Origin of the sequence: Kitasatospora sp. NPDC086009 (assembly GCF_044540385.1) — a bacterium.
Classification (GTDB): domain Bacteria; phylum Actinomycetota; class Actinomycetes; order Streptomycetales; family Streptomycetaceae; genus Kitasatospora.
In genome coordinates, this window is record NZ_JBITSA010000002.1 from 637,511 (window position 1) to 664,193 (window position 26,683).

Annotated in this window: 23 protein-coding genes and 1 pseudogene; 12 read left to right on the top strand and 12 right to left on the bottom strand. The window is 74.4% G+C overall.

The genetic code is table 11. The features are described 5' to 3' along the window. Positions 1 to 6: 6 nt before the first annotated feature. On the bottom strand, positions 7 to 861 hold the full coding sequence (locus ACIF6L_RS08495) for a class I SAM-dependent methyltransferase (RefSeq protein WP_329487184.1): 855 nt from the start codon (positions 859 to 861) through the stop codon (positions 7 to 9). Between the two features lie 412 nt (positions 862 to 1,273). Here ACIF6L_RS08495 and rpsA point away from each other — a divergent pair, with 412 nt between their 5' ends. Next, positions 1,274 to 2,764, top strand: coding sequence for a 30S ribosomal protein S1 (gene rpsA / locus ACIF6L_RS08500; RefSeq protein WP_329487183.1), 1,491 nt, complete (start codon positions 1,274 to 1,276; stop codon positions 2,762 to 2,764). A 235-nt stretch (positions 2,765 to 2,999) separates the two neighbouring features. Then, positions 3,000 to 5,234: an MMPL family transporter gene (locus ACIF6L_RS08505; RefSeq protein WP_396486839.1), complete on the top strand. Its 2,235-nt coding sequence runs from the start codon at positions 3,000 to 3,002 to the stop codon at positions 5,232 to 5,234. Positions 5,235 to 5,445: 211 nt separating this feature from the next. On the opposite strand, the gene ACIF6L_RS08510 is transcribed toward ACIF6L_RS08505, so the two are convergent. Next, positions 5,446 to 5,904: a MarR family transcriptional regulator gene (locus ACIF6L_RS08510; protein ID WP_359834279.1), complete on the bottom strand. Its 459-nt coding sequence runs from the start codon at positions 5,902 to 5,904 to the stop codon at positions 5,446 to 5,448. Positions 5,905 to 5,965: 61 nt separating this feature from the next. Between ACIF6L_RS08510 and ACIF6L_RS08515 the strand changes: the two genes are divergently transcribed. From ACIF6L_RS08515 to ACIF6L_RS08525, 3 genes are read left to right on the top strand one after another with little or no spacing between them, the layout of a single operon-like run. Then, on the top strand, positions 5,966 to 6,607 hold the full coding sequence (locus ACIF6L_RS08515) for an MBL fold metallo-hydrolase (RefSeq protein ID WP_329487178.1): 642 nt from the start codon (positions 5,966 to 5,968) through the stop codon (positions 6,605 to 6,607). A 48-nt stretch (positions 6,608 to 6,655) separates the two neighbouring features. Next, a complete protein-coding gene (coaE, locus tag ACIF6L_RS08520) occupies positions 6,656 to 7,252 on the top strand; it encodes a dephospho-CoA kinase (protein WP_396486838.1) in 597 nt (198 codons plus the stop codon). Between the two features lie 38 nt (positions 7,253 to 7,290). Continuing rightward, entirely contained in the window at positions 7,291 to 7,875 is a 585-nt protein-coding gene (locus ACIF6L_RS08525) for a GNAT family N-acetyltransferase (protein ID WP_396486837.1), read from the top strand. 46 nt (positions 7,876 to 7,921) lie between these two features. On the opposite strand, the gene ACIF6L_RS08530 is transcribed toward ACIF6L_RS08525, so the two are convergent. Further along, positions 7,922 to 8,644, bottom strand: a complete 723-nt coding sequence (locus ACIF6L_RS08530; protein WP_396486836.1) for a hypothetical protein — start codon at positions 8,642 to 8,644, stop codon at positions 7,922 to 7,924. 76 nt (positions 8,645 to 8,720) lie between these two features. Between ACIF6L_RS08530 and ACIF6L_RS08535 the strand changes: the two genes are divergently transcribed. Beyond that, on the top strand, positions 8,721 to 9,602 hold the full coding sequence (locus ACIF6L_RS08535; RefSeq protein WP_329487173.1) for a LysR family transcriptional regulator: 882 nt from the start codon (positions 8,721 to 8,723) through the stop codon (positions 9,600 to 9,602). A gap of 90 nt (positions 9,603 to 9,692) precedes the next feature. Here ACIF6L_RS08535 and ACIF6L_RS08540 read toward each other — a convergent pair whose 3' ends face one another. Further along, entirely contained in the window at positions 9,693 to 10,109 is a 417-nt protein-coding gene (locus ACIF6L_RS08540; RefSeq protein ID WP_396486835.1) for a hypothetical protein, read from the bottom strand. Positions 10,110 to 10,367: 258 nt separating this feature from the next. Here ACIF6L_RS08540 and ACIF6L_RS08545 point away from each other — a divergent pair, with 258 nt between their 5' ends. Next, positions 10,368 to 11,549 (top strand): hypothetical protein, encoded by a 1,182-nt coding sequence (locus ACIF6L_RS08545; protein ID WP_396486834.1) that lies wholly within the window; start codon positions 10,368 to 10,370, stop codon positions 11,547 to 11,549. A gap of 62 nt (positions 11,550 to 11,611) precedes the next feature. On the opposite strand, the gene ACIF6L_RS08550 is transcribed toward ACIF6L_RS08545, so the two are convergent. The 4 genes from ACIF6L_RS08550 to ACIF6L_RS08565 all read right to left on the bottom strand — a co-directional run bounded on the left by ACIF6L_RS08550 (position 11,612) and on the right by ACIF6L_RS08565 (position 14,395). After that, positions 11,612 to 12,340 carry a class I SAM-dependent methyltransferase gene (locus ACIF6L_RS08550; protein WP_396486833.1) on the bottom strand — a complete coding sequence of 243 codons (729 nt, stop codon included), beginning with the start codon at positions 12,338 to 12,340 and terminating at the stop codon, positions 11,612 to 11,614. Between the two features lie 280 nt (positions 12,341 to 12,620). Further along, complete coding sequence (locus ACIF6L_RS08555) at positions 12,621 to 13,307, bottom strand: HAD family hydrolase (protein ID WP_329487169.1); 687 nt, start codon at positions 13,305 to 13,307, stop codon at positions 12,621 to 12,623. Between the two features lie 34 nt (positions 13,308 to 13,341). Continuing rightward, the gene (locus ACIF6L_RS08560; RefSeq protein WP_329487168.1) at positions 13,342 to 13,545 is read right to left on the bottom strand and encodes a DUF397 domain-containing protein; all 204 of its coding nucleotides are present in this window, start codon (positions 13,543 to 13,545) and stop codon (positions 13,342 to 13,344) included. Next, positions 13,535 to 14,395, bottom strand: coding sequence for a helix-turn-helix domain-containing protein (locus ACIF6L_RS08565; protein ID WP_396486832.1), 861 nt, complete (start codon positions 14,393 to 14,395; stop codon positions 13,535 to 13,537). The genes ACIF6L_RS08560 and ACIF6L_RS08565 overlap by 11 nt, the downstream gene beginning before the upstream one ends. Before the next feature lie 276 nt (positions 14,396 to 14,671). On the opposite strand from ACIF6L_RS08565, the gene ACIF6L_RS08570 reads away from it, so the two are divergent. Continuing rightward, positions 14,672 to 15,592 (top strand): PfkB family carbohydrate kinase, encoded by a 921-nt coding sequence (locus tag ACIF6L_RS08570; protein WP_396486831.1) that lies wholly within the window; start codon positions 14,672 to 14,674, stop codon positions 15,590 to 15,592. A 66-nt stretch (positions 15,593 to 15,658) separates the two neighbouring features. On the opposite strand, the gene soxR is transcribed toward ACIF6L_RS08570, so the two are convergent. Then, positions 15,659 to 16,189, bottom strand: coding sequence for a redox-sensitive transcriptional activator SoxR (gene soxR, locus ACIF6L_RS08575; protein ID WP_396486830.1), 531 nt, complete (start codon positions 16,187 to 16,189; stop codon positions 15,659 to 15,661). A gap of 56 nt (positions 16,190 to 16,245) precedes the next feature. Between soxR and ACIF6L_RS08580 the strand changes: the two genes are divergently transcribed. Further along, positions 16,246 to 16,947, top strand: a complete 702-nt coding sequence (locus ACIF6L_RS08580) for a thiamine pyrophosphate-dependent enzyme (RefSeq protein ID WP_329487164.1) — start codon at positions 16,246 to 16,248, stop codon at positions 16,945 to 16,947. A 58-nt stretch (positions 16,948 to 17,005) separates the two neighbouring features. Beyond that, a complete protein-coding gene (locus ACIF6L_RS08585) occupies positions 17,006 to 17,899 on the top strand; it encodes a transketolase family protein (protein ID WP_396486829.1) in 894 nt (297 codons plus the stop codon). Between the two features lie 44 nt (positions 17,900 to 17,943). On the opposite strand, the gene treZ is transcribed toward ACIF6L_RS08585, so the two are convergent. The 3 genes from treZ to glgX form a co-directional block, all read right to left on the bottom strand. Continuing rightward, entirely contained in the window at positions 17,944 to 19,689 is a 1,746-nt protein-coding gene (gene treZ, locus ACIF6L_RS08590) for a malto-oligosyltrehalose trehalohydrolase (protein WP_396486828.1), read from the bottom strand. Beyond that, a complete protein-coding gene (gene treY, locus ACIF6L_RS08595) occupies positions 19,686 to 22,127 on the bottom strand; it encodes a malto-oligosyltrehalose synthase (RefSeq protein WP_396486827.1) in 2,442 nt (813 codons plus the stop codon). Before treY ends, treZ begins: the two co-directional genes overlap by 4 nt. 139 nt (positions 22,128 to 22,266) lie before the next feature. Continuing rightward, positions 22,267 to 24,399: a glycogen debranching protein GlgX gene (gene glgX / locus ACIF6L_RS08600; RefSeq protein ID WP_359802380.1), complete on the bottom strand. Its 2,133-nt coding sequence runs from the start codon at positions 24,397 to 24,399 to the stop codon at positions 22,267 to 22,269. 445 nt (positions 24,400 to 24,844) lie between these two features. On the opposite strand from glgX, the gene ACIF6L_RS08605 reads away from it, so the two are divergent. Continuing rightward, positions 24,845 to 26,122, top strand: a complete 1,278-nt coding sequence (locus ACIF6L_RS08605; RefSeq protein ID WP_329487159.1) for an SAV2148 family HEPN domain-containing protein — start codon at positions 24,845 to 24,847, stop codon at positions 26,120 to 26,122. A gap of 88 nt (positions 26,123 to 26,210) precedes the next feature. Then, a pseudogene (locus ACIF6L_RS08610) lies at positions 26,211 to 26,660 on the top strand (GNAT family N-acetyltransferase); the annotation flags it as partial. Positions 26,661 to 26,683 lie beyond the last annotated feature (23 nt).

The window sequence follows — 26,683 nt, forward strand, 5'->3', positions numbered from 1 at the left end:
GCCCGCTCAGTCCCGTTCGGAGACGAAGATCGCCGTGCCCGGGATCAGCCGCCCGCGCAGCGGCGACCAGCCGCCCCACTCCTGGTCGAGTCCGGCCGGCCACTCCGGCTCCACCACGTCCAGCAGCCGGAACCCGGCGCCGACCAGCTCGCGCACCCGGTCCCCGATCGTGCGGTGGTGCTCGACGTAGGTGGCCCGGCCCCGCTCGTCCTGCTCGACGTAGGGGGTGCGGTCGAAGTACGAGGCGGTGGCGGTCAGCCCCTCGACGCCGGGCTCGTCCGGGAACGCCCAGCGGATCGGGTGGGTCACCGAGAACACCCACCGCCCGCCGGGCCGCAGCACCCGGTGCACCTCGCGCATCAGCGCGCCGGTGTCGGCGCTGAACGGCACCGCCCCGTACGCCGAGCAGGCCAGGTCGAAGGCGCCGTCGGCGAACGGCAGCACCGCCGCGTCGGCCTGGACCACCGGTACGGGCGTGCCGCCGCGGGCGAGGTCGATCCGGCGGGAGTGCTGGAGCTGGCGGTGCGAGATGTCCAGCGCGACCGGCCGGGCGCCCCGGGCGGCCAGCCAGCGGGAGCACTGGGCGGCGCCGGCGCCGATCTCCAGGACGCGGCGGTCCGCGACCTCCCCGAGCAGTCGGGCGTCGGCCTCGTCCAGGCCCTCCGGGCACCAGGTGAAGCGGTCGTCGCCGAGGAACTCGCCGTGCTCGTCCTGGTATTCGTCCGCGTTGCGGTCCCACCAGTGCCGGCTGGCCCGGCTGCTCTCGCCGGCCTCGGCCTCGCGCCTTAGCGCGTCGTCGCCGTCGTCGTCAAGATCATGCGGGTCGGACAGGGGGGTGGTGGCCACGGTGATAGAGCCCATCGCGTAGGGTGTGGTCTGCGGAAGCGCCGCTGCCGCGAGCCGGCCCGTCAGGGCCCGGATCCAGGCGGTGGCATCCGGGGAAGGGCTTCCTGCGGCCGCCACCATAGGTGCGCAATCGGAGGATATGGCCTGATCGATACCGGCCTCCACCGTCTTGGCGCCCTTGGCGTTGACCGTGCCTGGCCGTCCCCGTATGCTACAAGTTGCGCTGCGGGCCTGCGCGCCTCGGACGGAGCAGGTCGCGCTCGCATCTGTCGAAGACCCCACGGTCGCAAGACGGACACCGATTTCTCGCTGTGCGGGATGTTTCGGTGCGCCGTGTTCTTGGCTGTCCGGCTTTCGGTGGGAGCGATACGGGCCCTCCGCGTGGCATTACCTACGACTTCATGTCCGTACCGGAGCCCTTTTCCTAATGACGAGCCCCACCGACTCCTCCCTCAGCACCACCCCGCAGGTCGCGGTCAACGACATCGGCGACGCGGAAGCGTTCCTCGCCGCGATCGACGAGACCATCAAGTACTTCAACGATGGCGACATCGTCGAGGGCGTCATCGTGAAGGTCGACCGTGACGAGGTGCTCCTCGACATCGGTTACAAGACCGAGGGCGTCATCCCGTCCCGTGAGCTCTCGATCAAGCACGACGTCGACCCGCACGAGGTCGTCTCCGTCGGGGACAACATCGAGGCCCTGGTTCTCCAGAAGGAGGACAAGGAGGGTCGTCTCATCCTGTCCAAGAAGCGTGCTCAGTACGAGCGCGCCTGGGGCACGATCGAGAAGATCAAGGAAGAGGACGGCATCGTCACCGGTACCGTCATCGAGGTCGTCAAGGGTGGTCTCATCCTCGACATCGGCCTCCGTGGCTTCCTGCCGGCCTCGCTCGTCGAGATGCGCCGCGTCCGCGACCTCCAGCCCTACGTGGGCAAGGAGCTCGAGGCCAAGATCATCGAGCTGGACAAGAACCGCAACAACGTGGTCCTGTCCCGCCGTGCCTGGCTGGAGCAGACCCAGAGCGAGGTCCGCCAGACCTTCCTCACCACCCTGCAGAAGGGTCAGGTGCGCTCCGGCGTCGTCTCCTCGATCGTCAACTTCGGTGCGTTCGTGGACCTCGGCGGCGTCGACGGTCTGGTTCACGTCTCCGAGCTGTCCTGGAAGCACATCGACCACCCGTCCGAGGTTGTCGAGGTCGGCCAGGAGGTCACCGTCGAGGTTCTCGACGTTGACATGGACCGCGAGCGCGTCTCCCTGTCGCTGAAGGCGACCCAGGAGGACCCGTGGCAGCAGTTCGCCCGTACCCACCAGATCGGCCAGGTCGTTCCGGGTAAGGTCACCAAGCTGGTTCCGTTCGGTGCGTTCGTCCGCGTGGACGAGGGCATCGAGGGTCTGGTCCACATCTCCGAGCTGGCCGAGCGCCACGTCGAGATCCCGGAGCAGGTCGTCCAGGTCGGCGACGAGATCTTCGTCAAGGTCATCGACATCGACCTCGAGCGTCGTCGCATCAGCCTCTCGCTGAAGCAGGCCAACGAGGCCCTCGGTGCCAACCCGGCCGAGGTCGAGTTCGACCCGACCCTGTACGGCATGGCCGCTTCGTACGACGACCAGGGCAACTACATCTACCCGGAGGGCTTCGACCCCGAGGCGAACGACTGGCTGCCCGGCTTCGAGAAGCAGCGTGAGGAGTGGGAGCGCCAGTACGCCGAGGCGCAGTCCCGCTTCGAGCAGCACCAGGCCCAGGTCATCAAGAGCCGCGAGGCCGACGCCGAGGCCGCTGCCGAGGGTGGCGACGCTGTCGCCGCCGCCGCCGGTGGCTCGTACTCCTCCAGCAGCGACGAGGGCTCCGGCGCTCTCGCTTCGGACGAGGCCCTGGCTGCCCTGCGCGAGAAGCTGGCGGGCGGCCAGAGCTGAGCTCTCGCCCTTCGCTAGTGCCCTGCGCATAGCCGCTTGATCGATGAGCCCCACCCGGAACTCCGGGTGGGGCTCATTGTTTTGGGCATTCACTTATTTGTTCCTTATCCGCTGGATTTTTGTGATAAGGGGCTCATCGGGTGCCTATGGGTGATTCGGGACCTAGGCCCTACCTTGGGATGAGTTGCCCGACGGGTCGTTCACTCCGGCCCCACACGCTAGGCACCCCCCGCACATGCGCCGTAGCACCGCAGTGACACCCCCCACCCGCACGTCCGCCGGCCGTCAGGTCGACGGGCGGCTCGCTGCCCTCGGCCGGTTCTGCTTCCGGCACCGGCGGTGGGTCCTCGGTCTCTGGGCCGTCGTCCTGGTGGTCGGGGTCCTGATCGGCGGCCGGGTGTTCGAGGGGTCCGTCGCCGGTGCCTCCTCGGCCAGTTCCGAGGCCGACCGCGGCAGCGCGGTGGTCACCGCGGCCGACCCGGCCCGGGGCACGGTGACCGCGGTGGTGGACGGCAGGCCCGTCGACGACCCGGGGGTCCGGGACGCCGTCACCCGCGCCACCGCCGAGATCGCCGCACTGCCGGGGGTCTCCTCGGTCAGCGACGCCTACGGCCCCGGCCCGGCCGCCGCCGCGCTGCGCTCGGCCGACGGCGACGCCGGCCTGGTCTCGGTCCGGATGGCCGACGACAGCACCGCCGCGCAGGCCGACGCCGTCGGCCAGCGCCTCGCCGGGATCCGGGCGGACGGGGCCGAGGTCACCGTCGGCGGCGACCTCATGCTGGAGCAGGAGGTCAAGAAGCAGACCGAGAAGGACACCCGGTTCGGCGAGATCGTCACCCTGCCGCTCACCCTGGTCGTCATGGTGCTGGTCTTCGGCGGCCTGGCCGCCGCCAGCCTGCCGGTGATCGGCGCGGTCGCCTCGGTGGGCGGCGCGCTGCTGGCCATGTTCGGATTCAGCAGGATCATGGACATCGACACCAGCGTGCTGCCGATCGCCACCGTGCTGGGACTGGGCCTGTCGATCGACTACGCACTGCTCATGGTGAATCGTTTCCGCGAGGAACGCGGGCACGGCGCGGGCATCGCCGCCGCCGTCGAACGGACCGCCGCCACCGCGGGCCGGACGGTGGCCTTCTCCGGACTGACCGTCGCCGTGGCGCTTTCCGGCCTCTTCGTCTTCACCAGCCCGGTGCTCGGCGCGGTCGCCGCCGCCGGAGTCAGCGTGGTGGTGATCGCCGTGGCGGCGGCCCTGACCCTGATACCCGCGCTGCTCGGCTTCGCCGGGAGCCGGATCAAGGCACCGAGCGCGCCCGTCCCCGACGAGGGCTTCTTCAGTCGCACCGTCCGCCGGGTCCGCAAGCGCGCCGTCCCCGTCGCCCTCGCCTGCACCGCGCTGCTGATGGCCGCCGGGGCGCCGTTCCTGCACGCCGACATGCGGACCTCCGGGGCCGCCGTGCTGCCCGCCTCCTCGGCCGGCCGGCAGGTCGCCGAGACCATCGACCAGCGCTTCCCGCAGTCCGCCCAGGCCCCGATCACCGTGGTCGTCGAGGGCGGTGCGCCGGTGGCCCAGGCGTACGCGGACGACGTGGTCGCCAAGCTGCCCGGAGTGGACGGCGTCCGGGCGGTGACCCCGGTCGGCGACCGGCTCTCCACCATCGACGTGCTGGTGCACGGCGATCCCCAGGGCGCCGAGGCCGAACAGGTGGTCAAGGAGCTGCGCGCCGACCGGAGCGGGCTCACCACCTACGTCACCGGCGGGGCCGCCTCGGTGGTCGACTTCCAGCACGAACTGCTCACCCGGGGACCGATCGCGCTCGGCCTGGTGGCGCTCGGGACGCTGGTGCTGCTCTTCCTGATGACGGGCTCGCTGGTGATGCCGGTCAAGGCCCTGCTGATGAACCTGCTCTCGCTCGGCGCCTCCCTGGGCGCGCTCACCCTGGTTTTCCAGGACGGCTGGTTCAGCGGTCTGCTCGGCTTCAGCCCCACGGGCGGGCTGGAGACGTTCATCCCGGTGCTGGTCTTCGCCTTCGCGTTCGGCCTGTCGATGGACTACGAGGTGTTCCTGCTCGCCCGGATCAAGGAACTGCGGGACAAGGGGCACAGCTGTACCCGGGCGGTCGAACTGGGCGTCCAGCGCAGCGGGAAGATCATCACCTCGGCGGCCCTGCTGATGGTGATCGTCTTCGCCGGATTCGCGCTCGGCGACATGCTGATGGTCAAGCAGATGGGCATCGCGCTGGCCGTCGCCGTGGCGGTGGACGCCACCCTGGTCCGCTGCCTGCTGGTGCCCGCCGCGATGAGCCTCTTCGGCGAGTTCAACTGGTGGGCCCCGGCTCCGCTGCGGCGGCTGCACCGGCGGTTCGGCCTCAGCGAGCACGTCGAACTGCCGGCCATCGAGCCGGCCGTGCTGCCGGTGCAGCGGGCGCCCGTCCACGACCTGGCCGGCGCCGGGGTGGGCGCGAGCACCTGATCAGCCGGGCTGCCGGAGCAGGGCGAGCCGGCCGGCGGTGCGGTCGAGGTCGCGCAGCGGACCGGAGCCGGCGGGCAGGCCGGCGAGCGGGTCGGCGCCGATCAGCACCAGGCGGGTGTCGCGTCGCAGCAGACGTCGACCAGGTTGGCGAAGCGCTGGCGCGCGTCGGAGGAGGCGGTGGCCAGCGGCGGCACACCGCCGTGCGCGGCGGTCAGGGCAGGCGGCGCAGCAGGGCGACGGCGTCGCGGAGGGTCTCCCGCTCCCCGGGGGTGAGTCGGGCCTCGATGGCGGTGGCGATCCGGGCCTCGCGGCGGGCGCGCTGCTCGGCGAGGGCGGCGCGGCCGGCCCCGGTGGGGGAGACGAGCAGCTTGCGTCCGTCGGTGGCGTGCGGCTCCTGGGTGACCAGGCCGGCCCCGGTGAGCAGGGCGACCGTGCGGGCCATCGACTGGTGGCGGACGCGCTGGCGGGTGGCGAGTTCGCTGACGGTGAGGGCCTGCCCGTCGCGGATCAGCAGGCCGAGGACGCCCGCCTGGTTCTGCGGCAGGGGGTCGCCGGGGCGGAGCGCGCGGACCAGGTCGCCGACGGCGGCGCGGAGGTCGGCGGCCAGTTCGAGGGTCTCCGGACGCGGAGCGGCGGCGGTGTCGCGGCCGCCTGCGGTGTCGCTGGTCATGGGAGAAGTCTATCGCTCAGGTGTACAGCGAAACTGCACAGCCTTGCTGTACGGTTTTCCCATGCGAATCACCAAGTTCGGCCATGCCTGCGTCCGCCTGGAGCACGGCGGCACCACCGTCGTCGTCGACCCCGGGATGTTCACCGACCCTGCCGCCTTCGCCGGCGCGGACGCGGTGCTGATCACCCACGAGCACGCCGACCACTTCGAGGAGGCCCGGCTGCGCGCCGCTCTGGAGGCCGACCCGGCGCTGCGGGTCTGGACCAACCGAGCGGTCGCCGACCAGCTGGAGGGCGTCGCCCCTCGGGTCGCGGTGGTCGGCGAGGGCGACGCCTTCGAGATCGGCGGGATCGAGGTCTCCGTGCACGGCGAGTGGCACGCGGTGATCCACCCGGACATCCCGCCGGTGAAGAACATCGGCTTCCTCTTCGACGGCCGGCTCTTCCACCCCGGTGACGCGCTGACCGTGCCGCCGCACGTCGTGGAGACGCTGCTGCTCCCGATCGCCGCCCCCTGGACCAAGGTCTCGGAACTGGTCGACTACGTCCGGGAGGCGGGCCCGCGCCGGGCGCTGCCGATCCACGACGCGGTGCTCAGCCCGGCGGGCCTGGCCGTGCACACCCGCCTGGTCGGCCCGGGCGGCCCGGGGACGGGCGCCGAGCTGCGCACCCTCGGGGACGGCGAGAGCCTCGACCTGGACTGAGCCGGGTCGGGGCTGACCGCGGGCCGGGGGCGCCGGTAGCCTGGCGCCATGCTGAAGATCGGACTGACGGGTGGCATCGGTGCGGGCAAGAGCGAGGTGTCGCGGCTGCTCGCCGCCCACGGCGCGGTGATCGTGGACTCGGACCTGATCGCCCGTGAGGTGGTCGCCCCCGGGACGGACGGCCTGGGCGCCGTGGTGGCCGAGTTCGGCGAGGGCGTGCTGCGGCCGGACGGTGCGCTGGACCGCCCGGCGCTCGGCGCCGTCGTCTTCGCCGACCCCGAGCGGCTGCGGGCGCTGAACGCGATCGTCCACCCGCTGGTCCGGGCCCGGTCCGCCGAGCTGGAGGCGGCCGCCGCCCCGGACGCGGTGGTGGTGCACGACGTCCCGCTGCTGGCGGAGAACGGTCTCGCCCCGCTGTACGACCTGGTCCTGGTGGTCGACGCCGACGACGAGGTGCGGATCGACCGGCTGGTCCGGCTGCGCGGCATGACCGAGGAGGAGGCCCGGGCCCGGATGGCCGCGCAGGCCTCCCGGGCCGACCGGCTGGCCGTCGCGGGCGTGGTGATCGACAACAGCGGACCGCTGGAGGCACTCGCCCCCCGGGTCGACGAGGTCTGGAACGCGTTGAAGGCCCGTCAGGGCTGATCCTTCTCGAAGCCGGCCGGGAAGGCGATCATGGGGGGATGGCCGATCACCCCGCTCCCGCCGCCGCTGCCGCACCCGCTCCCGCCGCCGCATCCGCCGCCGCATCCGCACCCGCTGCCGTTCGCCTCGCCGAGTACGCCCGGCGCGACCTCGAAGAGATCCTGGGCGCCGGTGACGATCCCTTCGGGGTCGCGCACACCGGCCTGACCTGGCTGCCGAAGGAGATCCACTTCGGCGTCCGGGCGGCGGACGGCCGCCTGGTCGCCCACGCCGGCCTGCTGCCGCTGCCGCTGACGGTCGGCGGGACGGACACCGAGGCGGTGGGGGTCGGCGGCGTCGCCGTCGCCCCCGACGCCCGGGGCCGGGGCCTGGCCCGGGTGGTGGTCGGCGCGGCCCTGGCGCACGCCCGGACGCTGGGCCCGCGGTACGCGCTGCTGTTCTGCCGGCCGCCGCTGGTCGCGCTCTACGAGCGGCTCGGCTGGCGGGAGGCGGCGGGTGAGGTGCTCGTGGAGCAGCCGGGCGGGCGGGTCGTACCGATGCCGCTGCGGACCATGTGGACACCGCTGACCGAGGGGGCGCGGCTGCCCGACGGGCCGGTGCGGCTGCGGTCGCTGCCGATGTGAGCCCGCCCCCGCCCACACCCCGGCGGCCGGCTCGGGTGCGGCCGGTTCAGGCGCGGGCGGCCGCGCCGGCGTGCTCGGCCGCCGCGGCGGCCAGCGCCCGGACGAAGGGGTGCGCCCGGGTGCCGTCCCCGGCCAGTTCGGGCTGGAAGAGCGAGGCCAGGAAGAAGGGGTGCTCCGGCAGTTCGAGGATCCGCGGCTCGCCGGCCTCGTCCGTACCGCTGAACCGCAGCCCGGGCGCGCGCAGCCGCTCCAGGTAGGCCGGGTTCAGCCCGTACTGGCAGTGGTAGCGCTCCAGCGTCCGGGTCTCCCCGAGCACGCGTTCGGCGAGGGTGCCGGGGGCGATCCGCACCGCGCCCTCGTGCCCGACCAGTGAACAGCTGAGCGGCACGATCACCAGGTCGTCCTCGTCGGGGTGGCTCTCGCCGTGCGCCGCGCCGTCGATGCCGCAGACGTTGCGGGCGTACTCCACCACGGCGTGCTGGAAGCCGGCGCAGGTGCCGAGGAACGGGATGCCCCGCTCGCGGGCGGTGCGGACGGCGGCCAGCGCGCCCGCTTCGCTGCGGTAGGGGCTGCCCGGGAGCAGCCAGACGGCGTCGAAACCGTCGAGGGCGCCCGGTGCCCCGGCGTCCCCGGTGGGGATCCAGTAGGCGTCCAGGGCGAGCTGGTCGCGGGCGGCGAGGGCGTCGAGCAGCCCGGGCACGCGGGCGTGCGAGCGGACGGCGGGGGAGCGGTCGCCGACCAGGGCGAGGCGGGGGGTCAGGTAGGTCATGCGGCTATCCTGACCCCTGACTCCGGATCAGCGCCAACGATGATCTCTTACCTTTGGATCAGAGGATCTGATAGCCATGGACCCCCACCAGCTGCGCACCTTCGTCACCGTGGTCCGGCTCGGCTCCTTCTCCGAGGCGGCCCGTGCGCTCGGCTTCACGCAGTCCGCGGTCTCCCAGCAGATCGCCGCGCTGGAGGCCGATCTCGGGACGGTCCTGCTCGGCCGCCGCCCGGTCGGCCCGACCGAGGCCGGCGCACGGCTGCTGGAGCACGCCGCCCCGCTGCTGGTGCGGCTGGACGCGGCGCGCGCCGACGTCGCACGCCTGGCGGGCACCCCGAGCGCCCGCCTGGTGCTCGGGGCCACCCCGCTGGCGGTCGGCGCCGCGCTCGGAAGCGCGCTGGCCGACGTGCGCCGGGAGTACCCGCGGCTGGACCTCGTCGTGCGGGTCCTCCCCCCGCAGGCGCTGCCCGCCCAGGTGGCCACCGGCGAGGTGGACCTCGCCCTGATCGACGGGCTCGCGGCCCCGAGCGACCCGCTGCCGCTCCCGGAGGTCGGCCCGCTCGGCACGGTCGCGGTCGGGGAGCGGCCGCTCGCCGTCGCGCTGCCCACCGGGCACCCGTTGGCCGGCCGCGCGGGTCTGGCCCTGGCCGACCTGTCCGCCGCGCGCTGGCTGGACGCTCCCGACCTGGCGCCGGACGCGGCCCGGCTGCGGGCCGCCACCGCCGTCGACGGGTTCCGCCCGGCCGCGCGCTACCTGGGTACGGACGTCCGTGGCCTGCTCGCCCTGGTCGCCGCCGGGCACGGCCTGGTCGTCCTCCCCGCCCCGGCGGCGGAGGGCGCGGCGGGTGTCGTCGCCGTACCGGTCCGGGAGCCGCGGCTGGTCCACCGGACGGAGCTGGTGCACGGCAGCCTGCCGGAGGGTCCGGCGGCGCTGCTGGCCCGGCTGCTGGCCGGCTGACGGACTGTCGGTCGGGCGGACGGTCGGTCGGGCGGTACGCGGGCGGGCTCGGCGGTGGGGCGGTCCGGCGGGTCCGGTCCCGGCCGAGTCTCAGCCGACGACCGGCGCGCCGTGGCAGCACGGCCGGCCGAGCTCGAAGCAGACGTACTCCAGGCAGCCGAGGCAGATCGAGAGGTTCTCCAGCCGCCAGCGCTCGCCGTGGCAGGAGCAGTACGCCCGGCCGAGCAGCAGGGCGTCCCAGCCGGCCGCGCCGCCGTTCGCCCGGTGGGCGCTCGCCACGTACGCGGCCGTGGCGGCGTCGTGCGGCCGGCCCTCGCGGATGGTCCACAGGTGCCAGCAGTACAGGGCGAAGAACGGCTTCCCGTGCACCAGCCGGTCCGGGGCCCGCCCGTCGGCCTCCCAGGCCCGGACCAGGTCGCCGACCCGGTCGGCGAACGGCTTCCCGGTCCCGATCAGCGGCCAAGGCGCGGGCGGTGGAGCCGAGTTCGTCGGTCGGTCGTCGGTCATGTGCCACCCCTTCCGGCGCCCACCGTAGGGCATCGGCGTCCGGCGACGGCCAGGGGGGCGGCGACGAGGAGTCCGCCTTCCGGTACCCCTCCCGGGACCACTGCCCCGGCGCGGTCCTGAGCTGCCGCGGCCGCGCCCGCGCCCGGTGGCCGGCGGGACCGCCCCCGGCCGCCCGCCGGACCGACCGGCCGCCGCCGTACGGCCCGGAACCGGGCCCGGCTACCCTGGGCCGGAACCGAACGGGTGGAGGTGGGGGGCATGAAGCCCTTGCGCAGGGCTGTCCTGGCGGCGGCCGCCGTACCGCTGCTGGCGCTGACGGCGTGCCAGAGCGGCAGTACGGGGACAGGGGAGGCCACCCCGTCGGCGGGTGCCACGACGGGCACCGGCGGGCCGACGGCCGAGGTGCGGTTCCCGCAGAAGGTGCTCCTCGACACGCTGCCCACCGCGACCGAGGTCGGCGGGCTGGTCCTCTCGGTGAGCACGCACGCCGGGACGCCGGACGAGCGCTGCGTCCTGGTCACCGTCGGCGCGGACGGCGCGGCGCGGAAGGTGCGCAGCTTCGCGGTCAGCAACGGGCTCGCCAAGCCGCCGACCAACATCCGCGGCTGTGCGACCCCGGCCGGCTTCACCGCCGGCTTCGCCGGGATGGTCGGCACCGCGCAGTACGGCTTCCAGGACGCGGACCACCCCGGTGAGCCCCGCGTCTCCGTGCTCGGCCAGGGCGCCCCGGCCGACCTCAAGGACATCTCCGGCCTGCCCGCCGCCGGTGCGGGCACCCGCCAGAGCGCCCCGGTCGTCGACCCGGTGAGCGGCGAGGTCGTGCACTGGACCGAGTCGAGCGGTCCGGCGGCCGACGGGCGCCTGCGGGCCGTCCGGCCGGACGGCACCGGGGAGCACCCGGTCGAGGGGATCGGCGTGCGCGCCCCCGAGGCGCTCGCCTTCCTCGGCGGCCGGGTGGTGTCGGCGCAGGTGGCGAAGCGGGCGGTGGCCAACGGCGACGGCTCGCTGACGGTCGCCGCGGACGACCGGCGGACCGTCCGGGTCGGCCCGGTGGCCACGCTCGCCGCCAACCCGGTCGCGGAGGTCAGCGGCGGAGTGCTCAACCCCAAGGCGCTGGTGGGCGACCGCCAGGTGCTCAGCGCCGACGGGCGCGAACTCGCGCTGGCCACCGTGGACACCGCCGACCCGGCCCACCCGCGGATCGCGCTCAAGCCGCTCGCCACCATCCCCGAGCAGTTCTGGGGGCCCGCCGTCCAGGAGGAGGCGTTCGTGGTCGACCGCGCCGCCAACGCGGCGTACACCACCGTCCAGCACGGCTCGGAGGACCAGGGGCAGCGGGTGCTGGTCCTGCGGGTCGACCTCGCCACCGGCGCGGTGAGCGCGGTGGCGATGCTGCTGACCGACGGTGGGCGGGTGATGCCGCTCGCCGTCGTGGCGTAGCGGCACCACGCGTACCCCGGCAGCACGCACCCCCGGCACCACGCGAACCCCGGCGCCCGGGCCTACTCGGCCGGGCGCCGGAACAGGGCGCTCAGCAGCACCGGGATGCCGAAGAGCGGCGAGTCGGGCCCGTGCGGCACCATCGGGCGGATCTCGATCTCGGTGAACTCCGAGAAGAGGTGGCGCAGTTCGTCCGGGGTGTAGGCGAGGCCGCCGTCCAGCCGGCCGTTGCGGTAGAGCTCCCGGTCGGGGAGTTCGGAGCCCATGGCGCCGGCCGCGAAGGCGTTCACGACGAGGTGCCCGCCGGGCTTCAACACCCGCTCCAGGAGGGCGAGGTAGCTGATCCGCCGATGCGGCGGGAGGTGGTGCAGGCAGCCCGAGTCGTACACCAGGTCGTACTGCCGGTGCGGGAGTTCGACGGTGAAGATGTTGCCGCAGTGGAAGCGCACGTCGGCGCCGGCCTCGCGGGCCCGTTCGCCGGCCCAGGCGACGGCGGTGGGGGAGAGGTCGACGGCGTCCACCTCGAAGCCCTGCGAGGCGAGGTGGATGGCGTTGCGTCCGGGGCCGGCGCCGAGGTCCAGGGCACGGCCGGGGGTGAGCAGGCCGCGGTCCAGGTAGGAGACGAGGTTCTCGTCGGGCTTGGGGACGAAGAAGGGGCGCGGCGCGGAGCGGTCCGTATAGAACTGGTCCCACCAGTCGCGGGCCTGGTCCGTCCACCGGTCGGCGGCGGGGAGGAAGAGCTGGTCCAGCAGGTCCAGGACGTCTTCGGTGGTGCGGATGTCGCGGTGCATCTGGTCCTCTCCACGGGCGGACGCGGGGCCGTCCGGTCCCCTCGATTCTAGTCGCCGGAAGAGGGAAAGTGGCTGCTCAGAGGCCTTTTTCCGGGCCGGTGGAGGCCGTGCCGGAAGCCCGCCGGGGCGGCCCCGACGGCCCGTCGGACGGCTCTGGCCCCCACCCCTCGCGGCCCGCCGCGTCCGCCCGCCGGGGGTGCCTCCGGCGGCCGTCGAGGGGGCGTGGGGAGCTCGGCGGAGGGGGCCGTTTCCCCAGCAGGAGGTAAAGCTTTCCGGGCCGTCACCGGCCGCCGGTCGCCCCGCCGCCGGTCGCCCCGCCGCAGGCGTGGTCGAGCGCGTGGCCGATCGCGGTGGCGACGTCCTCGGCGACCAGGGTGGGCCGGTACGCGTCCTGCGCCCACGGGCGGCCGGCCGACACCCAGACGCTGCCCAGGCCGAGCGCGTGCGCGCCCGCGATGTCGGCGTGCGCCGAGTCGCCGACCATCCAGGCGCCGCTGAGCGGCTGCCCCACCGTCTCGGCCGCGGCCCGGAAGATCTCCGGAGCGGGCTTCTTGTGGCCGACGGCCTCGGAGACCACCCAGCCCTGGACGATCCGGTCGAGCCCGGTACGGCGGATCTTCGCCTCCTGCTGCCCGGTACGGCCGTTGGTGACGATGACGCACGCCCAGCCGTCGGCCCGGGCCCGGGCCAGTGCCCGGCGGGTGGGAGCGGCGAGCTCCACGAGGTCGGCTCCACCGTTGTCGAGCAGGGCGTCGACGGCGCGCGCCGGTACCGAACTCCCGTACCGGGCCGCCAGGGCGGCGGCCATCCGGTCCTCCGGGGTGTACCCGCTCGCGTCGAGCTCCGCGATCCAGCCGAGGTCGCTGCCGGGCAGGCCGTGCTCGGCCAGGAACGCCCGGGCGGAGGCCAGGAAGGCGGCATCACGGTCGATCAGGGTGTTGTCGAGATCCAGCATCAGCAGCGGCATGACCGGCAGTAGACCACAAGCGTCGCCGGCGACTTCAGGGCCGGACGGGCAGCTCACCGCTGTGCAGGGCGGTCAGGAAGGAGCACCAGGCGTCGGCGGTGAAGGTGAGGGAGGGGCCGTACGGGTCCTTGCTGTCCCGCACCGGCACCGCGCCGGGGGCACCGTCCGCGACCTCCACGCAGTTCCCGCCCTCGCTGCCGCTGAAGCTGCTCTTGCGCCACACCAGGTCAGTCGTCATTTCCGTACCCCTCCGCGACGAGATCGTGCATCCAGGACAGGGACTCCTCGGCGTTCATGGCGGTCGACGCGAGCTGGTCGAACACGAGCACATGACGCGCGATGTCCGACTCCTTCTCCAGGTAGAGGCTGCTCGTCAATGCCTCGACATAGACGATGTCGCCCGGTACGTCGGCGAAGGAGAGAATGTAGAAGGCCATGCTCATGGCGGGGTGCGTTCCGGTGCTGAAGGGAAGCACCTGGATCGTGACGCTGGGCTTGTGCGCCAACTCGGCGAGATGGCGCACCTGGGCGCGCATGACCTCTGCCCCGCCGACCGCGCGGCGCAGGGCGGACTCGTTCAGGACCGCCTGGACGACCGGCGGATCAGCGCGCTGGAAGACCTCCTGGCGCTGGATCCGGAGTCTGACCCGGCGTTCGATCTCACCGTGCCCCTGCTCCGACGGCGAGATCCGGAACATGGCGCGGGCGTAGTCCGGCGTCTGCAGCAGCCCCGGGATCAACTCGGTCTCGTAGGCGCGTATGCGGGCGGCATCGGCCTCCAGCCCGACGTAGGTCTGGAACCAGTCGGGGAGGGCGTCCCCGTAGTCGTGCCACCAACCCCGCTGGGTGCTGCGGCGGGTCAGTGAGATGAACTGCCGCCGCTCGAAATCGTCCCGGACGCCGTACAGTTCGAGCAGTGCGCGGACGTCCGATTCCTTCAGGGTGGTCTGGCCCGATTCGATGCGCGAGACCTTTGCGGCGCTGAATCCCAGGGTGTCGGCGACGGTTTTCGCCTGCAGCCCGGTCTGCTCGCGCAGGCGGCGGAACTCGGATCCGAGCCTACGCCGGAGCACGGTCGGGCTGTCCACTCTGGCCGCTCCTTGTCAGTTGACGTCGAGTCACAGTCTGCCACCTCCTCTCGTGATCACAAGAGTCTTACCAGTCCGCGCAATTCCATGCGTGCGAATGTGCGGAAGGCGCGGGGTTCTGCGGAATTCCGGCGGGAGTGATGCCGGTGAATAGCCGGAATGCCGGGGTGGTGGTCGTGCCGGGAGCGGGAAGTCGGCCGGCCCGGATATTCACTCCGCACGCGACCCGTCCGTGGCGGCCTGGCACGCGGGCGTCCGACCGTCTAGACAGGAGGGGTGAACAGAGAGACTCCCGGCCGTGTGGTGGCCGTCGGATCGGTGAACGCCGACCGGATCCTGCGCTGTCCCGTCCTGCCCGCGCCCGGTGAGACGGTGCTGGTGACCTCCGTCGACGAGGGCTTCGGGGGCAAGGGTGCCAACCAGGCCGTCGCCGCCGCCGCGCTCGGGGCGGCCACCCACCTGGTCGCGCGGGTCGGCGCGGACGACGCCGGCCGCCGGGCACTCGCCGAGCTGCGGCGCCGCGCGGTCGGCACCGGCACGGTGGGCACCGAGGGCGCGGCCGCGACGGGGCAGGCCCTGGTCATGGTGGATCCCGGCGGGGAGAACAGCATCCTGGTGCTGCCGGGCGCGAACGCGCTGCTCTCGGCCGGGCACGTCGCGGACGCCCTCGCCGCGCTGCGGCTGCGCGCCGGCGACGTGGTGCTGACCAGCGGCGAAGTCCCGCCGCCGTGCCTCGAAGCGGCGGCCGCGGCCGTCGCCGCGGTGCCGGGTGCGCGATGGGTGCACAACGCCGCCCCGGCCGGGACGCTCCCGGCCGGGGCGGCCGGACCGGGCACCCTGCTCGTCGCCAACGCGGTCGAGGCCCGGCAGCTCACCGGCGACGACGATCCGGCCGGGGCGGCCCGGGCGCTGGCGGCGCTCGGCGGGGCCGCGGTGGTCACCCTCGGCGGCGACGGCGCGCTGGTCGCCGAGGACGGCCGCGGCGAACGCGTGACGGCGCCGCCGGTGGCCGTCGTCGACAGCACCGGCGCCGGTGACGTCTTCTGCGGCGCGCTCGCCGCCGAACTCGCCCGCGGCCTCCCGCTCGCCCGGGCGGCGGCCACCGCGGTGGCCGCCGGGGCCTTCGCCGTCACCGCGCTCGGTGCCCGCGGCGCCGTGCCGGGCCGCGCCGACCTGGAGCGGTTGCTCGGAGGGTGAGGCCCGGGCCGTTCGCCGTCACGGCGCCCGGTGCGGCCGCCCTCGGCGTGCGTCGTGGGAGAGCGGTCAATCGCCGGTGCCCGGTTCGGGGCCGGTGGCCGGGTCGCGGGTGAGCAGGTAGCGCGCGCCCGGGCCGGCCGCGGCGGCGCGGTCGGCGGCGTTGTACAGGGCGCAGCGGGAGAGCGAGAGGCAGCCGCAGCCGATGCAGCCGGTGAGCTTGGCCCTGAGCCGTTCCAGCTCGGCGATCTGCTCGTCGATCCGGTTCTGCCAGGACCGGGCGACGCCGTCCCACTCGGTGCCGGTGGGGGCGCGGTGCTCGGGGAGCCGGTCCAGGGCGACCCTGGCCTCGTCGAGGGAGAGGCCGACGCGCTGGGCGGCGCGGACGAACGCGATCCGGCGCAGTGTGCCGCGGGTGAAGCGGCGCTGGCCGCCGGTGGTGCGGGTGGCGTGGATCAGTTCGAGCTTCTCGTAGTAGCGCAGCGCGGAGGTGGCGAGGCCGCTGCGTTCGGAGAGCTGGCCGATGGTGAGCAGGTCGTGCCGGCTCGGTCCGGTGGAGGCTCCGGAGTTCTCGCCGCGGGCGGATGCGGGGGCGGTCATGCCGCTCACTGTAGCCGCTTGACTTCAAGCTGACTTCAAGTTGCAGGATCGTGGGCATGACGACGAACACCGCCACCGCGGCCGGCTTCGAGCAACTCCCGGACCTGATCGGCCGGATGACCGGCGCCGAGAAGCACGGCCCGGCCGCCACCTCCACCCTGGACGTGCTCTGGGTGCTGTACGACCGCGTCCTGCGGGTCACCCCGGGCACCGCGGAGGACCGGGAGCGGGACCGCTTCCTGCTCTCCAAGGGCCACGGCCCGATGGCGTACTACGCGGTGCTGGCGGCGAAGGGCTTCATCGACCCGGAGCTGCTCCCGAGCTTCGGCGCCTACGACTCGCCGCTCGGCCACCACCCGGACCGCCTGCTGATCCCCGGGGTGGAGATCAGTTCCGGCTCGCTCGGGCACGGTCTGCCGCTGGCGGTCGGGACCGCGCTCGGGCTGCGCGCCCAGGGGCTCGACGACCCGGCGGTCTGGGTCCTGCTCGGGGACGCGGAGTTCGACGAGGGCTCGAACCACGAGGCGCTGGCCTTCGCCGGCGCGTACGGGCTGGACCGGCTGCACGTCGTCGTCATCGACAACTCCTCGGCCACGCACGGGTGGCGGGGCGGCATCGCGGCGCGCTTCGCGGGCGAGGGCTGGTCGGCCGAGACCGTGGACGGGCGCGACCACGAGGCGCTGTACGCGGCGTTCACCGCCGAGCACCCGGGGCGCCCGCGCGTCGTGGTGGCCCGGGTGGAGCCGAAGAACCCCTGAGCGCCGCGTCCGTCCGCCGCCCCGACAAGACCTCTCACCAGTAAGGGACTTCACCTCCATGGACACCATGCGCGAGCGCTTCGTCGACGTGACCGCCCGGCTGCTCGACGACGACCCGCGGCTGGCCGTCGTGCTGGCCGACATCAGCGCCTCGGGCTTCGCCCCCGCCGCCGAGCGCCACCCCGACCGGGTGGTCAACGTGGGCATCCGCGAGCAGCTGCTGATCGGCGCGGCCGGCGGACTGGCGCTCACCGGGATGCGGCCGATCGCCCACACCTTCGCCAGCTTCCTGATCGAACGCCCCTTCGAGCAGGTCAAGTTGGACCTCGTCCACCAGGGCGTCGGCGCGGTGCTGGTGAGCGCCGTCGGCTCCTACGACTGGCCCGCCGGCGGCCGGACCCACATGTCGCCGGGCGACGTCGCGCTGCTGGACACCCTGCCGGACTGGACGGTCCACGTCCCGGGGCACCCCGACGAGGCGGAGCGGTTGCTGCGGCACGCGGTGGCCGACGGCGACCGCAATGTGTACGTGCGGCTGTCCGAGCACCGCAACGCCTCGGCGGTACCGGTCGAGGCGGGGCGGTTCACCGTCCTGCGCCAGGGCGCCAAGGGCGTGGTGCTCGCGGTCGGCCCGATGCTGGACGCCGTGCTGGCGGCCACCGAGGGGCTGGACGTCTCGGTGCTGTACGCGGCCACCGTGCGGCCGTTCGACGCGGCCGGGCTCCGGGCGGTGGTCGGCGGACGCGCGGACGTGGTGGTGGTCGAGCCCTACCTGGCCGGGACGTCCGTCGGGGAGGTGCACGCGGCGCTGGCGGACCGGGCGCACCGGGTGCTCGCCCTCGGGGTGCCGCGCGCGGAGCACCGGCACTACGGCTCGATGGCCGAGCACCTGGCCGCCTACGGCCTGGACGCGCCCGGGCTGCGGGAGCGGATCGGCACCTTCCTCTGGTGATCCGGCGGGCGAACCGAGGCGCGGGCCGGCCCCGGCCGCGCCGCTCACAGCCGGACGACCGCGACGGAGTCCGGCCCCAGCCGCACCGCCGTCCCGTCGAGCGCGCACTCGCCGAAGGACGCCACCACCTCCCGCCCCGGCCCCCCGAGCGGCAGCGCGGCGGGGGCGCCGCCCAGGTTGACCGCCACCCGGTGGGCCCCCCGGTGCAGCACCAGCCACCGGGCCGCCTCGTCGTACTCGGTCCGGACGGCCGCGAGGTCCGGGTCGGAGAGCTCCGGCCGGGTGCGCCGCAGCCGGATCAGCGTCCGGTACCAGGTGAGCAGTTCGGCGTGCGGCGCGCGCCCCGGCTCGGTCCAGTCGAGGACGGAGCGCAGCACGGTGGCCGGCTCCTGCGGGTCCGGCACCGCGTCGGCCCGCCAGCCGTGCTCGGCGAACTCCCGCCGCCGGCCCTGGCGGACGGCCTCGGCCAGGTTCGGGTCGGTGTGGTCGGTGAAGTACTGCCACGGGGTGGCCGCGCCCCACTCCTCGCCCATGAACAGCATCGGGGTGAACGGCGAGGCGAGCACCAGGGCGGCCCCGCAGGCGAGCCGCCCGGGGGAGAGGCCGGGGGAGAGCCGGTCGCCGAGGGCCCGGTTGCCGATCTGGTCGTGGGTCTGCAGGTAACCGAGCAGCCGGTGGCCGTGCGCGGGCGGGAAGGGCCGGCCGTGGCTGCGCTCCCGGAACGAGGACCAGGTGCCGTCGTGGAAGAAGCCGCGGGTGAGCGTCCGTGCCACGGCGGCCAGCGGGGCGCGGGCGAAGTCCCCGTAGTAGCCCTGGGACTCGCCGGTGAGCGCGGTGTGCAGCGCGTGGTGGAAGTCGTCGCTCCACTGGGCGGTGAGGCCCTGGCCGCCGGCCTCGCGGGGGGTGGTGGTGCGGGGGGAGTTGAGGTCGGACTCGGCGACCAGGAACAGCGGCCGGTTGGTGGCGGTCGCCAACCGGTCCACCTCGCAGGAGAGTTCCTCCAGGAAGTGGACGGCGCGGTCGTCCGCGAGGGCGTGCACGGCGTCCAGCCGCAGGCCGTCGATCCGGTAGTCGCGCAGCCAGGCCAGCGCGCTGCCGATCAGGTACCGGCGCACCTCGTCCGAGCCGGGGGCGTCCAGGTTGACCGCCGAGCCCCACGGCGTGTGGTGCCGGTCGGTGAAGTACGGCCCGAAGGCGGGCAGGTGATTGCCGGACGGGCCGAGGTGGTTGTGCACCACGTCCAGCACGACGCCGAGGCCCTTGCGGTGCGCGGCGTCCACGAAGCGCTTCAGCCCCTCCGGACCGCCGTAGGGCTCGTGCACGGCCCAGAGCGAGACCCCGTCGTAGCCCCAGCCGTGCCGGCCGGGGAACGGGCAGACCGGCAGCAGTTCGACGAAGTCGACACCCAGCTCGACGAGGTGGTCGAGGTGTTCGGCGGCGGCGTCGAAGGTACCGGCGGCCGTGAAGGTGCCGACGTGCAGTTCGTACAGCACGGCGCCGGGCAGCGGGCGGCCGCGCCAGCCGGTCTGCGACCAGCGGAACGCGGCGTGGTCGACGGACCGGCTGGGCCCGTCCGGTCCGTGCGGCTGCCGGGGCGAGCGAGGGTCGGGCAGCGGGCGGCCGCCGTCCAGCCGGAACGCGTAGTCCCCGGCCGGCGCCGGCCCGTGCCACCAGCCGGGCCGGCCGTCGTCCCGGGCCAGCGGGTGCCGCGCGCCGTCGACCTCCACCTCGACCCGTTCGGTGGCCGCCGGGGCCCACACCCCGTAGGTCCGGACCTCGTGCGTCGTCACGCCTCGCCCCTCCTGGTCAGCAGCGCCACGGGCTGCGCGGTCAGCAGCTCCGCCACCGGTACCGGGCCGGCCGGGTGGCGGTGTCCGGTCAGTTCGTCCGTCCACGCGCCGCCGGCCGGCAGGTCCAGCGCGGTGTCCTGCCAGCCGCCGGCCCGGGCGAGCCCGTACGGCAGCCGGGTGACCGCCGTGATCACGTCGTCGCCGCGGGCGAAGGCGAGCAGGTGGTCGGCGGCCGGGCCCCGGGCGGCCAGCGGCCGGTAGGCGCCCAGCGGCCGGCGGCGGCGCAGGTGCAGCGCCGTCGCGGTCAGGTGCAGCTTCTCCCGGGCGAGGTCGCCCGCCCGGGGGGTGGCCGAGTCGGTGAGCCGGACGGCGAGCGCGCCGAGGTCCACCACGCCCCGGTTGTCCGGGTCGACCAGGGTGTACAGCGGCTCCTCGCTGCCCTGGTAGAGGTCCGGCACGCCGGGCACGGTCAGGTGCAGCAGGGCGGCGGAGAGGGTGTTGGTCCGGGCGTGGGGCGCGAGGGCCCGGACGAAGCCCTCGATCCGCGGGAGCAGCCCCGGGTTGGCGTAGGCGGCCCGGGCCCGGTCGGCCAGGGCCTGCTCGAAGCGGGCGTCGGGGGCCGTCCAGGAGGTCCGCAGCTTGGCCTCGCGGGCGGCCTTGAGCAGCGCGGGGACGAGCCGGTCCGGCGTGATCGGCCAGGCCGCGACCAGCGTCTGCCAGAGCAGCCAGTCGCTGTTCGGGTCGCCGCCCGGGCCGGCGGCGGTGGACCAGGCGGCGGCCTCGTCGGCCCAGGCCCGCGGCTGCTCGGCGAGCACGGCGAGGCGGGCGCGGGCGTCGGCGCTGCGCTTGGTGTCGTGGGTGGAGAGCACCGTCATGGTGGCCGGCCAGTGCTCCTCGACGTAGTGGCACCAGGCGTGGAACGCGGCGGGCGGGAGCCCGGGCCGGGCCGGCTCGCCGCCGACCTCGTTCAGCCCGAGCAGCGCGTTCCACCGGTAGAAGGCGGTGTCCTCGACGCCCTTGGCGGCGACGGCGGCGGCGGTCTGCGCGAAGCGGGCGCAGAACTCGTCCTTCTCGGGCCCGCTGCCGAGCCGCCCGAGGGCGAGGTCGGCGACCAGCCGCCCGGTGGCGTCCTCGGAGCCGTCGAGGGCCGCCCGTACCTGCTCCTCGGAGACCGCCGGGGCGGGCTCGCCGGGCCGGACGTACGGGCGGTACGCGGGGTAGCCGGTGAGCACCCGGCGCAGCGCGTCCCGCAGCTGCCAGGGCGCGTGGTCGGCGTGGGCGGGTTCGGCGGCGCCGATCCGCACGGCGAGCCGGACCAGCCGCTCGACCTCGGCGGCCAGCTCGCCGCGCGGGCCGGTCATGTCGGCCCGCCCGCGCCGGGCGGCGGCGACGGCCGGGTGCGGGTCGGCGCACGGCTCCCCGCCGGACCCGGCCCCGCTGACCGCGTGCTCGTAGGCGCCGGCCAGCCGGCAGGCGCCGGCGTGGTCGGTGAGCACGCCGTCGATGCGGCGCAGCGCGTCGTACCCGGTGGTGCCGGCGCACGGCCAGTCCCCGGGGAGGCGCTCCTCACCGGTGAGGATCTTCTCCACCACCGTGTAGGCGCCGCCGGTGGCCCCGGCGAGCCGGCGCAGGTAGCCGCGCGGGTCGGCCAGGCCGTCCGGGTGGTCGATCCGGAACCCGTCCAGGACGCCCTCGCGGTGCAGCCGCAGCAGCACGCCGTGGGTCGCCTCGAACACCTCGGGGACTTCGACCCGGACGGCGATCAGCTCGTTGACGGTGAAGAACCGCCGGTAGTTCAGCTCGGTGCGGGCCAGCCGCCACCAGGCGAGCCGGTACCACTGCCGGCTGAGCAGCTCGGGGAGCGGGAGGCCGGCGGTGCCGGGCCGCAGCGGGAGGGCGTGGTCGTGGTAGCGGAGCTCCTCGCCGTCGACCACGAGGTCGCCGAGGACGGCCCCGAGCCGGTCGCCGAGCAGCGGCAGCAGCACCCGGCCGCGGCCGGGGGAGTCCGGGGGGCCCGGCTGGGCGGTCCAGTCGATGTCGAACCAGGGTGCGTACGGCGAGTCGGGGCCGTCCCGCAGGACGTGCCAGAGCGGCCGGTTGAGCCGTTCGGGGACGGGGACGGCCATGTGGTTGGGCACCACGTCGGCGAGCAGCCGCAGGCCGTGCCGGTGGGCTTCGGCGGCCAGCGCGCGCAACGCCGGTTCGCCGCCGAGCTGGGCGCTGATCCGGCCGTGGTCGACGGTGTCGTAGCCGTGGGTGGATCCGGGGGCGGCCTCCAGCAGCGGGGACAGGTGGAGGTGGGAGACGCCGAGGGCGGCGAGGTAGGGCACTGCGGCGGTGGCGTCGTGGAGGGTGAAGCCGGGCTGCAGCTGGAGGCGGTAGGTGGCGGACGGTACTGCGGCCGGGCGGGGCTGGGCGGGCTCGGCGGCGTAGGTCATGTGTCCATGACTACCCGTGCGAGCCCGCGGCCAAGACCCGTTGCTGATCCGAACAGGTGAACGTGGTGACCGCGGCACGCCGTGGGGCCCGTCCGCGGACCCCGGGCGCCGCCCCGCGGCCGGGCGTCCGGCGCCCGGCCTAGGCCGGCCGCTGGAGCACCATCAGCGAGCGGTCGACGAGCGAGAGCGCGTCCCCCGCCTTGACCCGGGCCCCGGCGCCGGGGGCGGGCAGCCGGGGCTGGGCGGTGTCGACCACGACCTGCCACTCCTGGCCGTGGTCGGCCGGGACGGTGAACTCCAGCGGTTCGAAGTGGGCGTTGAACATCAGCAGGAAGGAGTCGTCGACGATCCGCCCGCCGCGCCGGTCCGGCTCCGAGATGGCGTAGCCGTTGAGGAAGACGGTGAGCGACTTGGCGTAGCTGGCGCCCCAGTTGCGCTTGGTCATCTCCTCCCCGCCGGGGGTGAACCAGGCGATGTCGGTGAGGTCCTCGTAGAGGCCGTTGGCCGGGCGGCCCGAGACCGGGCGGCCGTGGAAGAAGCGGCGCCGCCGGAAGACGGGGTGGTCGCGGCGGAGCCAGATCATGCCCTGGGTGAATTCGAGCAGCCGGGACTCGGGGCCGTCGCCCTCGGGCCAGTGCACCCAGGCGAGTTCGTTGTCCTGGCAGTAGGCGTTGTTGTTGCCCTCCTGGGTGCGGCCGAGCTCGTCGCCGTGCGAGAGCATCGGCACGCCCTGGGAGAGCATCAGGGTGGCGATCAGGTTCCGCTGCTGGCGGGCGCGGAGTTCCTCGATGGCCGGGTCGGTGCTCGGGCCCTCGGCGCCGCAGTTCCAGGAGCGGTTGAAGGATTCGCCGTCCCGGTTGTCCTCGCCGTTGGCCTCGTTGTGCTTGTCGTTGTAGGAGACCAGGTCGCGCAGGGTGAAGCCGTCGTGGCAGGTGACGAAGTTGATCGAGGCGATCGGGCGGCGGCCGTCGTCCTGGTAGAGGTCGGAGGAGCCGGTGAGCCGGGAGCCGAACTCGGCGAGCGTGGCGTTCTCGCCGCGCCACAGGTCGCGCACGGTGTCCCGGTACATGCCGTTCCACTCCGTCCACAGCGGAGGGAAGTTGCCCACCTGGTAGCCGCCCTCGCCGAGGTCCCACGGCTCGGCGATCAGCTTGGCCTGGGAGACCACCGGGTCCTGCTGGACGAGGTCGAAGAACGAGGAGAGCCGGTCCACCTCGTGGAACTGCCGGGCCAGCGTGGCGGCGAGGTCGAAGCGGAAGCCGTCGACGTGCATCTCGGTGACCCAGTAGCGCAGCGAGTCCATGATCAGCTGGAGGACGTGCGGGCTGCGCATCAGCAGGCTGTTGCCGGTGCCCGTGGTGTCCTCGTAGAACCGCTGGTCCTGGGCGAGCCGGTAGTAGGAGACGTTGTCCAGGCCGCGCAGCGAGAGGGTGGGCCCGAGGTGGTTGCCCTCGGCGGTGTGGTTGTAGACGACGTCCAGGATCACCTCGATGCCGGCCGCGTGCAGCGCCTTCACCATCGACTTGAACTCCTGCACCTGCTGGCCTCTGTCCCCGGTGGAGGAGTAGGAGGAGTGCGGGGCGAAGAAGCCGACCGTGTTGTAGCCCCAGTAGTTGGCCAGGCCGAGGTCGCGCAGCCGGTGGTCGCGGACGAACTGGTGCACCGGCATCAGCTCGATCGCGGTGACGCCGAGCTTGGCCAGGTGCTCGATCACCGCCGGGTGGGCCAGCCCCGCGTAGGTGCCGCGGATCTCCTCGGGGATGCCGGGGTGGAGCTTGGTGAGGCCCTTCACATGGGCCTCGTAGACCACCGTGCGGTGGTAGTCCGTGCGCGGCGGCCGGTCGGTGCCCCAGTCGAAGTACGGATTGACGACCACCGAGTGCATGGTGTGCGGGGCGGAGTCGAGGTCGTTGCGGCGCTCGGGCGCGCCGAAGTGGTAGCCGTAGACCGACTCGTCCCAGTCGATGTTCCCGCTCATCGCCTTGGCGTACGGGTCCAGCAGCAGTTTGGCGCTGTTGTGCCGCTGGCCGAGGCCCGGGTTGTACGGTCCGTGGACGCGGAAGCCGTACCGCCGGCCGGGCTGGACCCCGGGGAGGTAGGCGTGCCGGACGAAGGCGTCCGTCTCGCGCAGCTCGACGGCCGTCTCCGACCCGTCCTCGTCGAGCAGGCAGAGCTCGATGCGGTCGGCGCTCTCGGAGAACACCGCGAAGTTGGTACCGGCCCCGTCGAAGGTGGCACCGAGGGGGTAGGGCTTCCCTGGCCAGACCTGCATGAGTCCTCAACTTCCTTGTGTCGGAGGGAAACTGACAGGTAGTCCGACTATCAGCCCGGACCCCGACGCTCTCTTCCCGGCTGGGCGGCCGGGCATGTGCGACGGTCGCGCGCCGTGACGCACGGCACAGTCCGCATACTCCCCGACGCCGCCCCCGAGGGCGGGGCCATTCGCCGCGTGTTCGCCCGAACGGGTGTCCGCCGGGTACCCCCGGGGCCGCCGGGACGCACGGGGCGGCCGGGGCGCACACGCCCCCCTCGGCCAACCGGCTGCGGGCGCCTCGCGGCGGGCAGTACCCTTGATCGTCCGGCCGCTTCCCGCGCCGTGGCGATCCATCAGGGAGTGCGGCGCCGGCGGACGCGGCAGGACCGGCAGCACCCGACAGAAGACCCGACAGACGATCCGGCAGACCACCGGCTCCGGCAGCAACCAGGTGAGGTGGCGCATGGTGTACCCCGCCGGCGGCCGTGGCGGTGGGCCCGGCGGCCCCGACCGGGGCGGCGCCCGCAGCGAGGCCCCGACGGTCGTCATGCGCCCCGCCATGACCGGCCGGGCCGTGGTGCCGGCCCAGGGCGGCCCGGTCGAGATACCGGCCCTCGCCTGGTCCGGCGCCGAGTGGGAGGACGCCTACCAGCGGGTCCGGCTGGCCGGGCGGGCGTACGTCTGGCTCAACCTGGTCGAGCAGCGGCTGCGCTCCCTCGTCGACGAGGTGCTCTACCCCATCTACGCGCCCGCCCACGGCGAGGACTGGGTGACGGCCGCGGCCGGCCCGGCCGGCGAGGAGTGGGCCCACCGGGCCGGCGCCGTCCGCGAGGTCAGCCGCCGCAAGGGCTACCTGCTCGACCCGGCCGACGACGACCCGCTGGTCTTCCTCACCCTGCCCCAGCTGCGCGAGCTGATGGTCCAGCACTGGCCCTGCTTCGACCCCTACCTGGCCGACCGCCGGGAGATCGAGCTGGCGCTGGACGAACTGGAGGTGGCCCGGCACGTCGTCTCCCGCAACCGCGTCCTCACCCCGACCGTGCTCGCCCAGACCGAACGCGCCGCCGCCCGGCTGCTCGCCGTGCTGGACGGCGGCACCGGCGGCGTCCCCGCCGACGTCGTCGAGTCCCTGGTGGCCGGCCGGTACGCGGACGTGGTCGCGGTGCACGCCGACCGGGTCCGGCTCCAGCGCGACCTGCCGGTGGAGGACCTGCTGGACGGCGCCCGGCGGCTGGACGCGCTCGGCATCGGCCTCGGCATGCTCTGCCAGAACTACACCGGCAAGCGCCTGGTCCGCCTCGCCACCGACGGCTGCCGGGTCCGGCTGCTCTTCCTCAACCCGGCGAGCAGCGCCGTCCGCCGCCGGGAACGCGAACTGGGCCTCGGCCGCGGCGAGCTGGCCCGTTCGATCGAGATGAACATCATGCACGTGCGCCGGGTCCGGGCCCGGTTGCGCGACCAGGGCGGCTTCGAGATCCGGGTCTTCGACGAGACCCCGCGCTTCACCGCCTACCTGGTCGAGGGCCCGCGCCCGTCCGGCCAGACCGGCGGCCCCCGCCGGCAGACCCGGGACCTCGGGGTGGTCCAGCCCTACCTGCGTCGGGCCCGCGGCATGGAGTCGCCCGCCCTGGTCCTGCGCGGCGGCGCCGGCCAGCAGCCGGGCGGCACCGACGCCGGGCTGCTGGAGGTCTACCGCGAGGAGTTCGAGGGCATCTGGGGGGACTCCCGGCCGGTCTCCTGAGCGGCCGGCGGGCCGGTGGGCGCGCAGGGGCCGGGGCCGCCGCGAAACCGGCTGGCCCGGCCGGCCGGGCCGCTGGAAGACTGCCCCGGTGACCACCACCCCCGCCTGGACGAAGCGCCCCGCCACGACCGCCGACCTCGAACCCCTGGTCGAGCTGCGCGCCGTGGTGCTGCGCCCCGACCTCGAACGGCTCGGCCGCTACGACGAGCACCGGGTCCGGCGGCGGCTGCGCGACTCCTTCTCCACCCGCTGGACGTCGGCCGTGCTGGTCGACGGCGCCCTCGCCGGCTGCGTCACCGTCCGCCCCGACGGGTTGGGCGGGCGGCTGCTGGAGCACTTCTACCTCGCCCCGGAGCTCCAGGGCCGGGGCGTCGGCTCCGGCGTCCTGCGGTCCGTCCTGGCCGAGGCCGACGCCGCCGGCGAGCCGGTGCGGCTCGACGTCCTCCGGGGCAGCCCCGCCCGCCGCCTCTACGAGCGACACGGCTTCACCCTGGTCTCCGAGGACCCGGTCGACGTCCGGCTGCTCCGCCGGCCCGTCGGCTCGCCCGCCGCCGCCCGGCT

What these genes read in the sequence shown, in the direction of transcription:
- ACIF6L_RS08495 (WP_329487184.1), bottom strand. Translation starts at nt 861, where the DNA reads ATGGGCTCTATCACCGTGGCCACCACCCCCCTGTCCGACCCGCATGAT.
- rpsA (WP_329487183.1), top strand. Translation starts at nt 1,274, where the DNA reads ATGACGAGCCCCACCGACTCCTCCCTCAGCACCACCCCGCAGGTCGCG.
- ACIF6L_RS08505 (WP_396486839.1), top strand. Translation starts at nt 3,000, where the DNA reads ATGCGCCGTAGCACCGCAGTGACACCCCCCACCCGCACGTCCGCCGGC.
- ACIF6L_RS08510 (WP_359834279.1), bottom strand. Translation starts at nt 5,904, where the DNA reads ATGACCAGCGACACCGCAGGCGGCCGCGACACCGCCGCCGCTCCGCGT.
- ACIF6L_RS08515 (WP_329487178.1), top strand. Translation starts at nt 5,966, where the DNA reads ATGCGAATCACCAAGTTCGGCCATGCCTGCGTCCGCCTGGAGCACGGC.
- coaE (WP_396486838.1), top strand. Translation starts at nt 6,656, where the DNA reads ATGCTGAAGATCGGACTGACGGGTGGCATCGGTGCGGGCAAGAGCGAG.
- ACIF6L_RS08525 (WP_396486837.1), top strand. Translation starts at nt 7,291, where the DNA reads ATGGCCGATCACCCCGCTCCCGCCGCCGCTGCCGCACCCGCTCCCGCC.
- ACIF6L_RS08530 (WP_396486836.1), bottom strand. Translation starts at nt 8,644, where the DNA reads ATGACCTACCTGACCCCCCGCCTCGCCCTGGTCGGCGACCGCTCCCCC.
- ACIF6L_RS08535 (WP_329487173.1), top strand. Translation starts at nt 8,721, where the DNA reads ATGGACCCCCACCAGCTGCGCACCTTCGTCACCGTGGTCCGGCTCGGC.
- ACIF6L_RS08540 (WP_396486835.1), bottom strand. Translation starts at nt 10,109, where the DNA reads ATGACCGACGACCGACCGACGAACTCGGCTCCACCGCCCGCGCCTTGG.
- ACIF6L_RS08545 (WP_396486834.1), top strand. Translation starts at nt 10,368, where the DNA reads ATGAAGCCCTTGCGCAGGGCTGTCCTGGCGGCGGCCGCCGTACCGCTG.
- ACIF6L_RS08550 (WP_396486833.1), bottom strand. Translation starts at nt 12,340, where the DNA reads ATGCACCGCGACATCCGCACCACCGAAGACGTCCTGGACCTGCTGGAC.
- ACIF6L_RS08555 (WP_329487169.1), bottom strand. Translation starts at nt 13,307, where the DNA reads ATGCCGCTGCTGATGCTGGATCTCGACAACACCCTGATCGACCGTGAT.
- ACIF6L_RS08560 (WP_329487168.1), bottom strand. Translation starts at nt 13,545, where the DNA reads ATGACGACTGACCTGGTGTGGCGCAAGAGCAGCTTCAGCGGCAGCGAG.
- soxR (WP_396486830.1), bottom strand. Translation starts at nt 16,189, where the DNA reads ATGACCGCCCCCGCATCCGCCCGCGGCGAGAACTCCGGAGCCTCCACC.
- ACIF6L_RS08580 (WP_329487164.1), top strand. Translation starts at nt 16,246, where the DNA reads ATGACGACGAACACCGCCACCGCGGCCGGCTTCGAGCAACTCCCGGAC.
- ACIF6L_RS08585 (WP_396486829.1), top strand. Translation starts at nt 17,006, where the DNA reads ATGGACACCATGCGCGAGCGCTTCGTCGACGTGACCGCCCGGCTGCTC.
- treY (WP_396486827.1), bottom strand. Translation starts at nt 22,127, where the DNA reads ATGACCTACGCCGCCGAGCCCGCCCAGCCCCGCCCGGCCGCAGTACCG.
- glgX (WP_359802380.1), bottom strand. Translation starts at nt 24,399, where the DNA reads ATGCAGGTCTGGCCAGGGAAGCCCTACCCCCTCGGTGCCACCTTCGAC.
- ACIF6L_RS08605 (WP_329487159.1), top strand. Translation starts at nt 24,845, where the DNA reads ATGGTGTACCCCGCCGGCGGCCGTGGCGGTGGGCCCGGCGGCCCCGAC.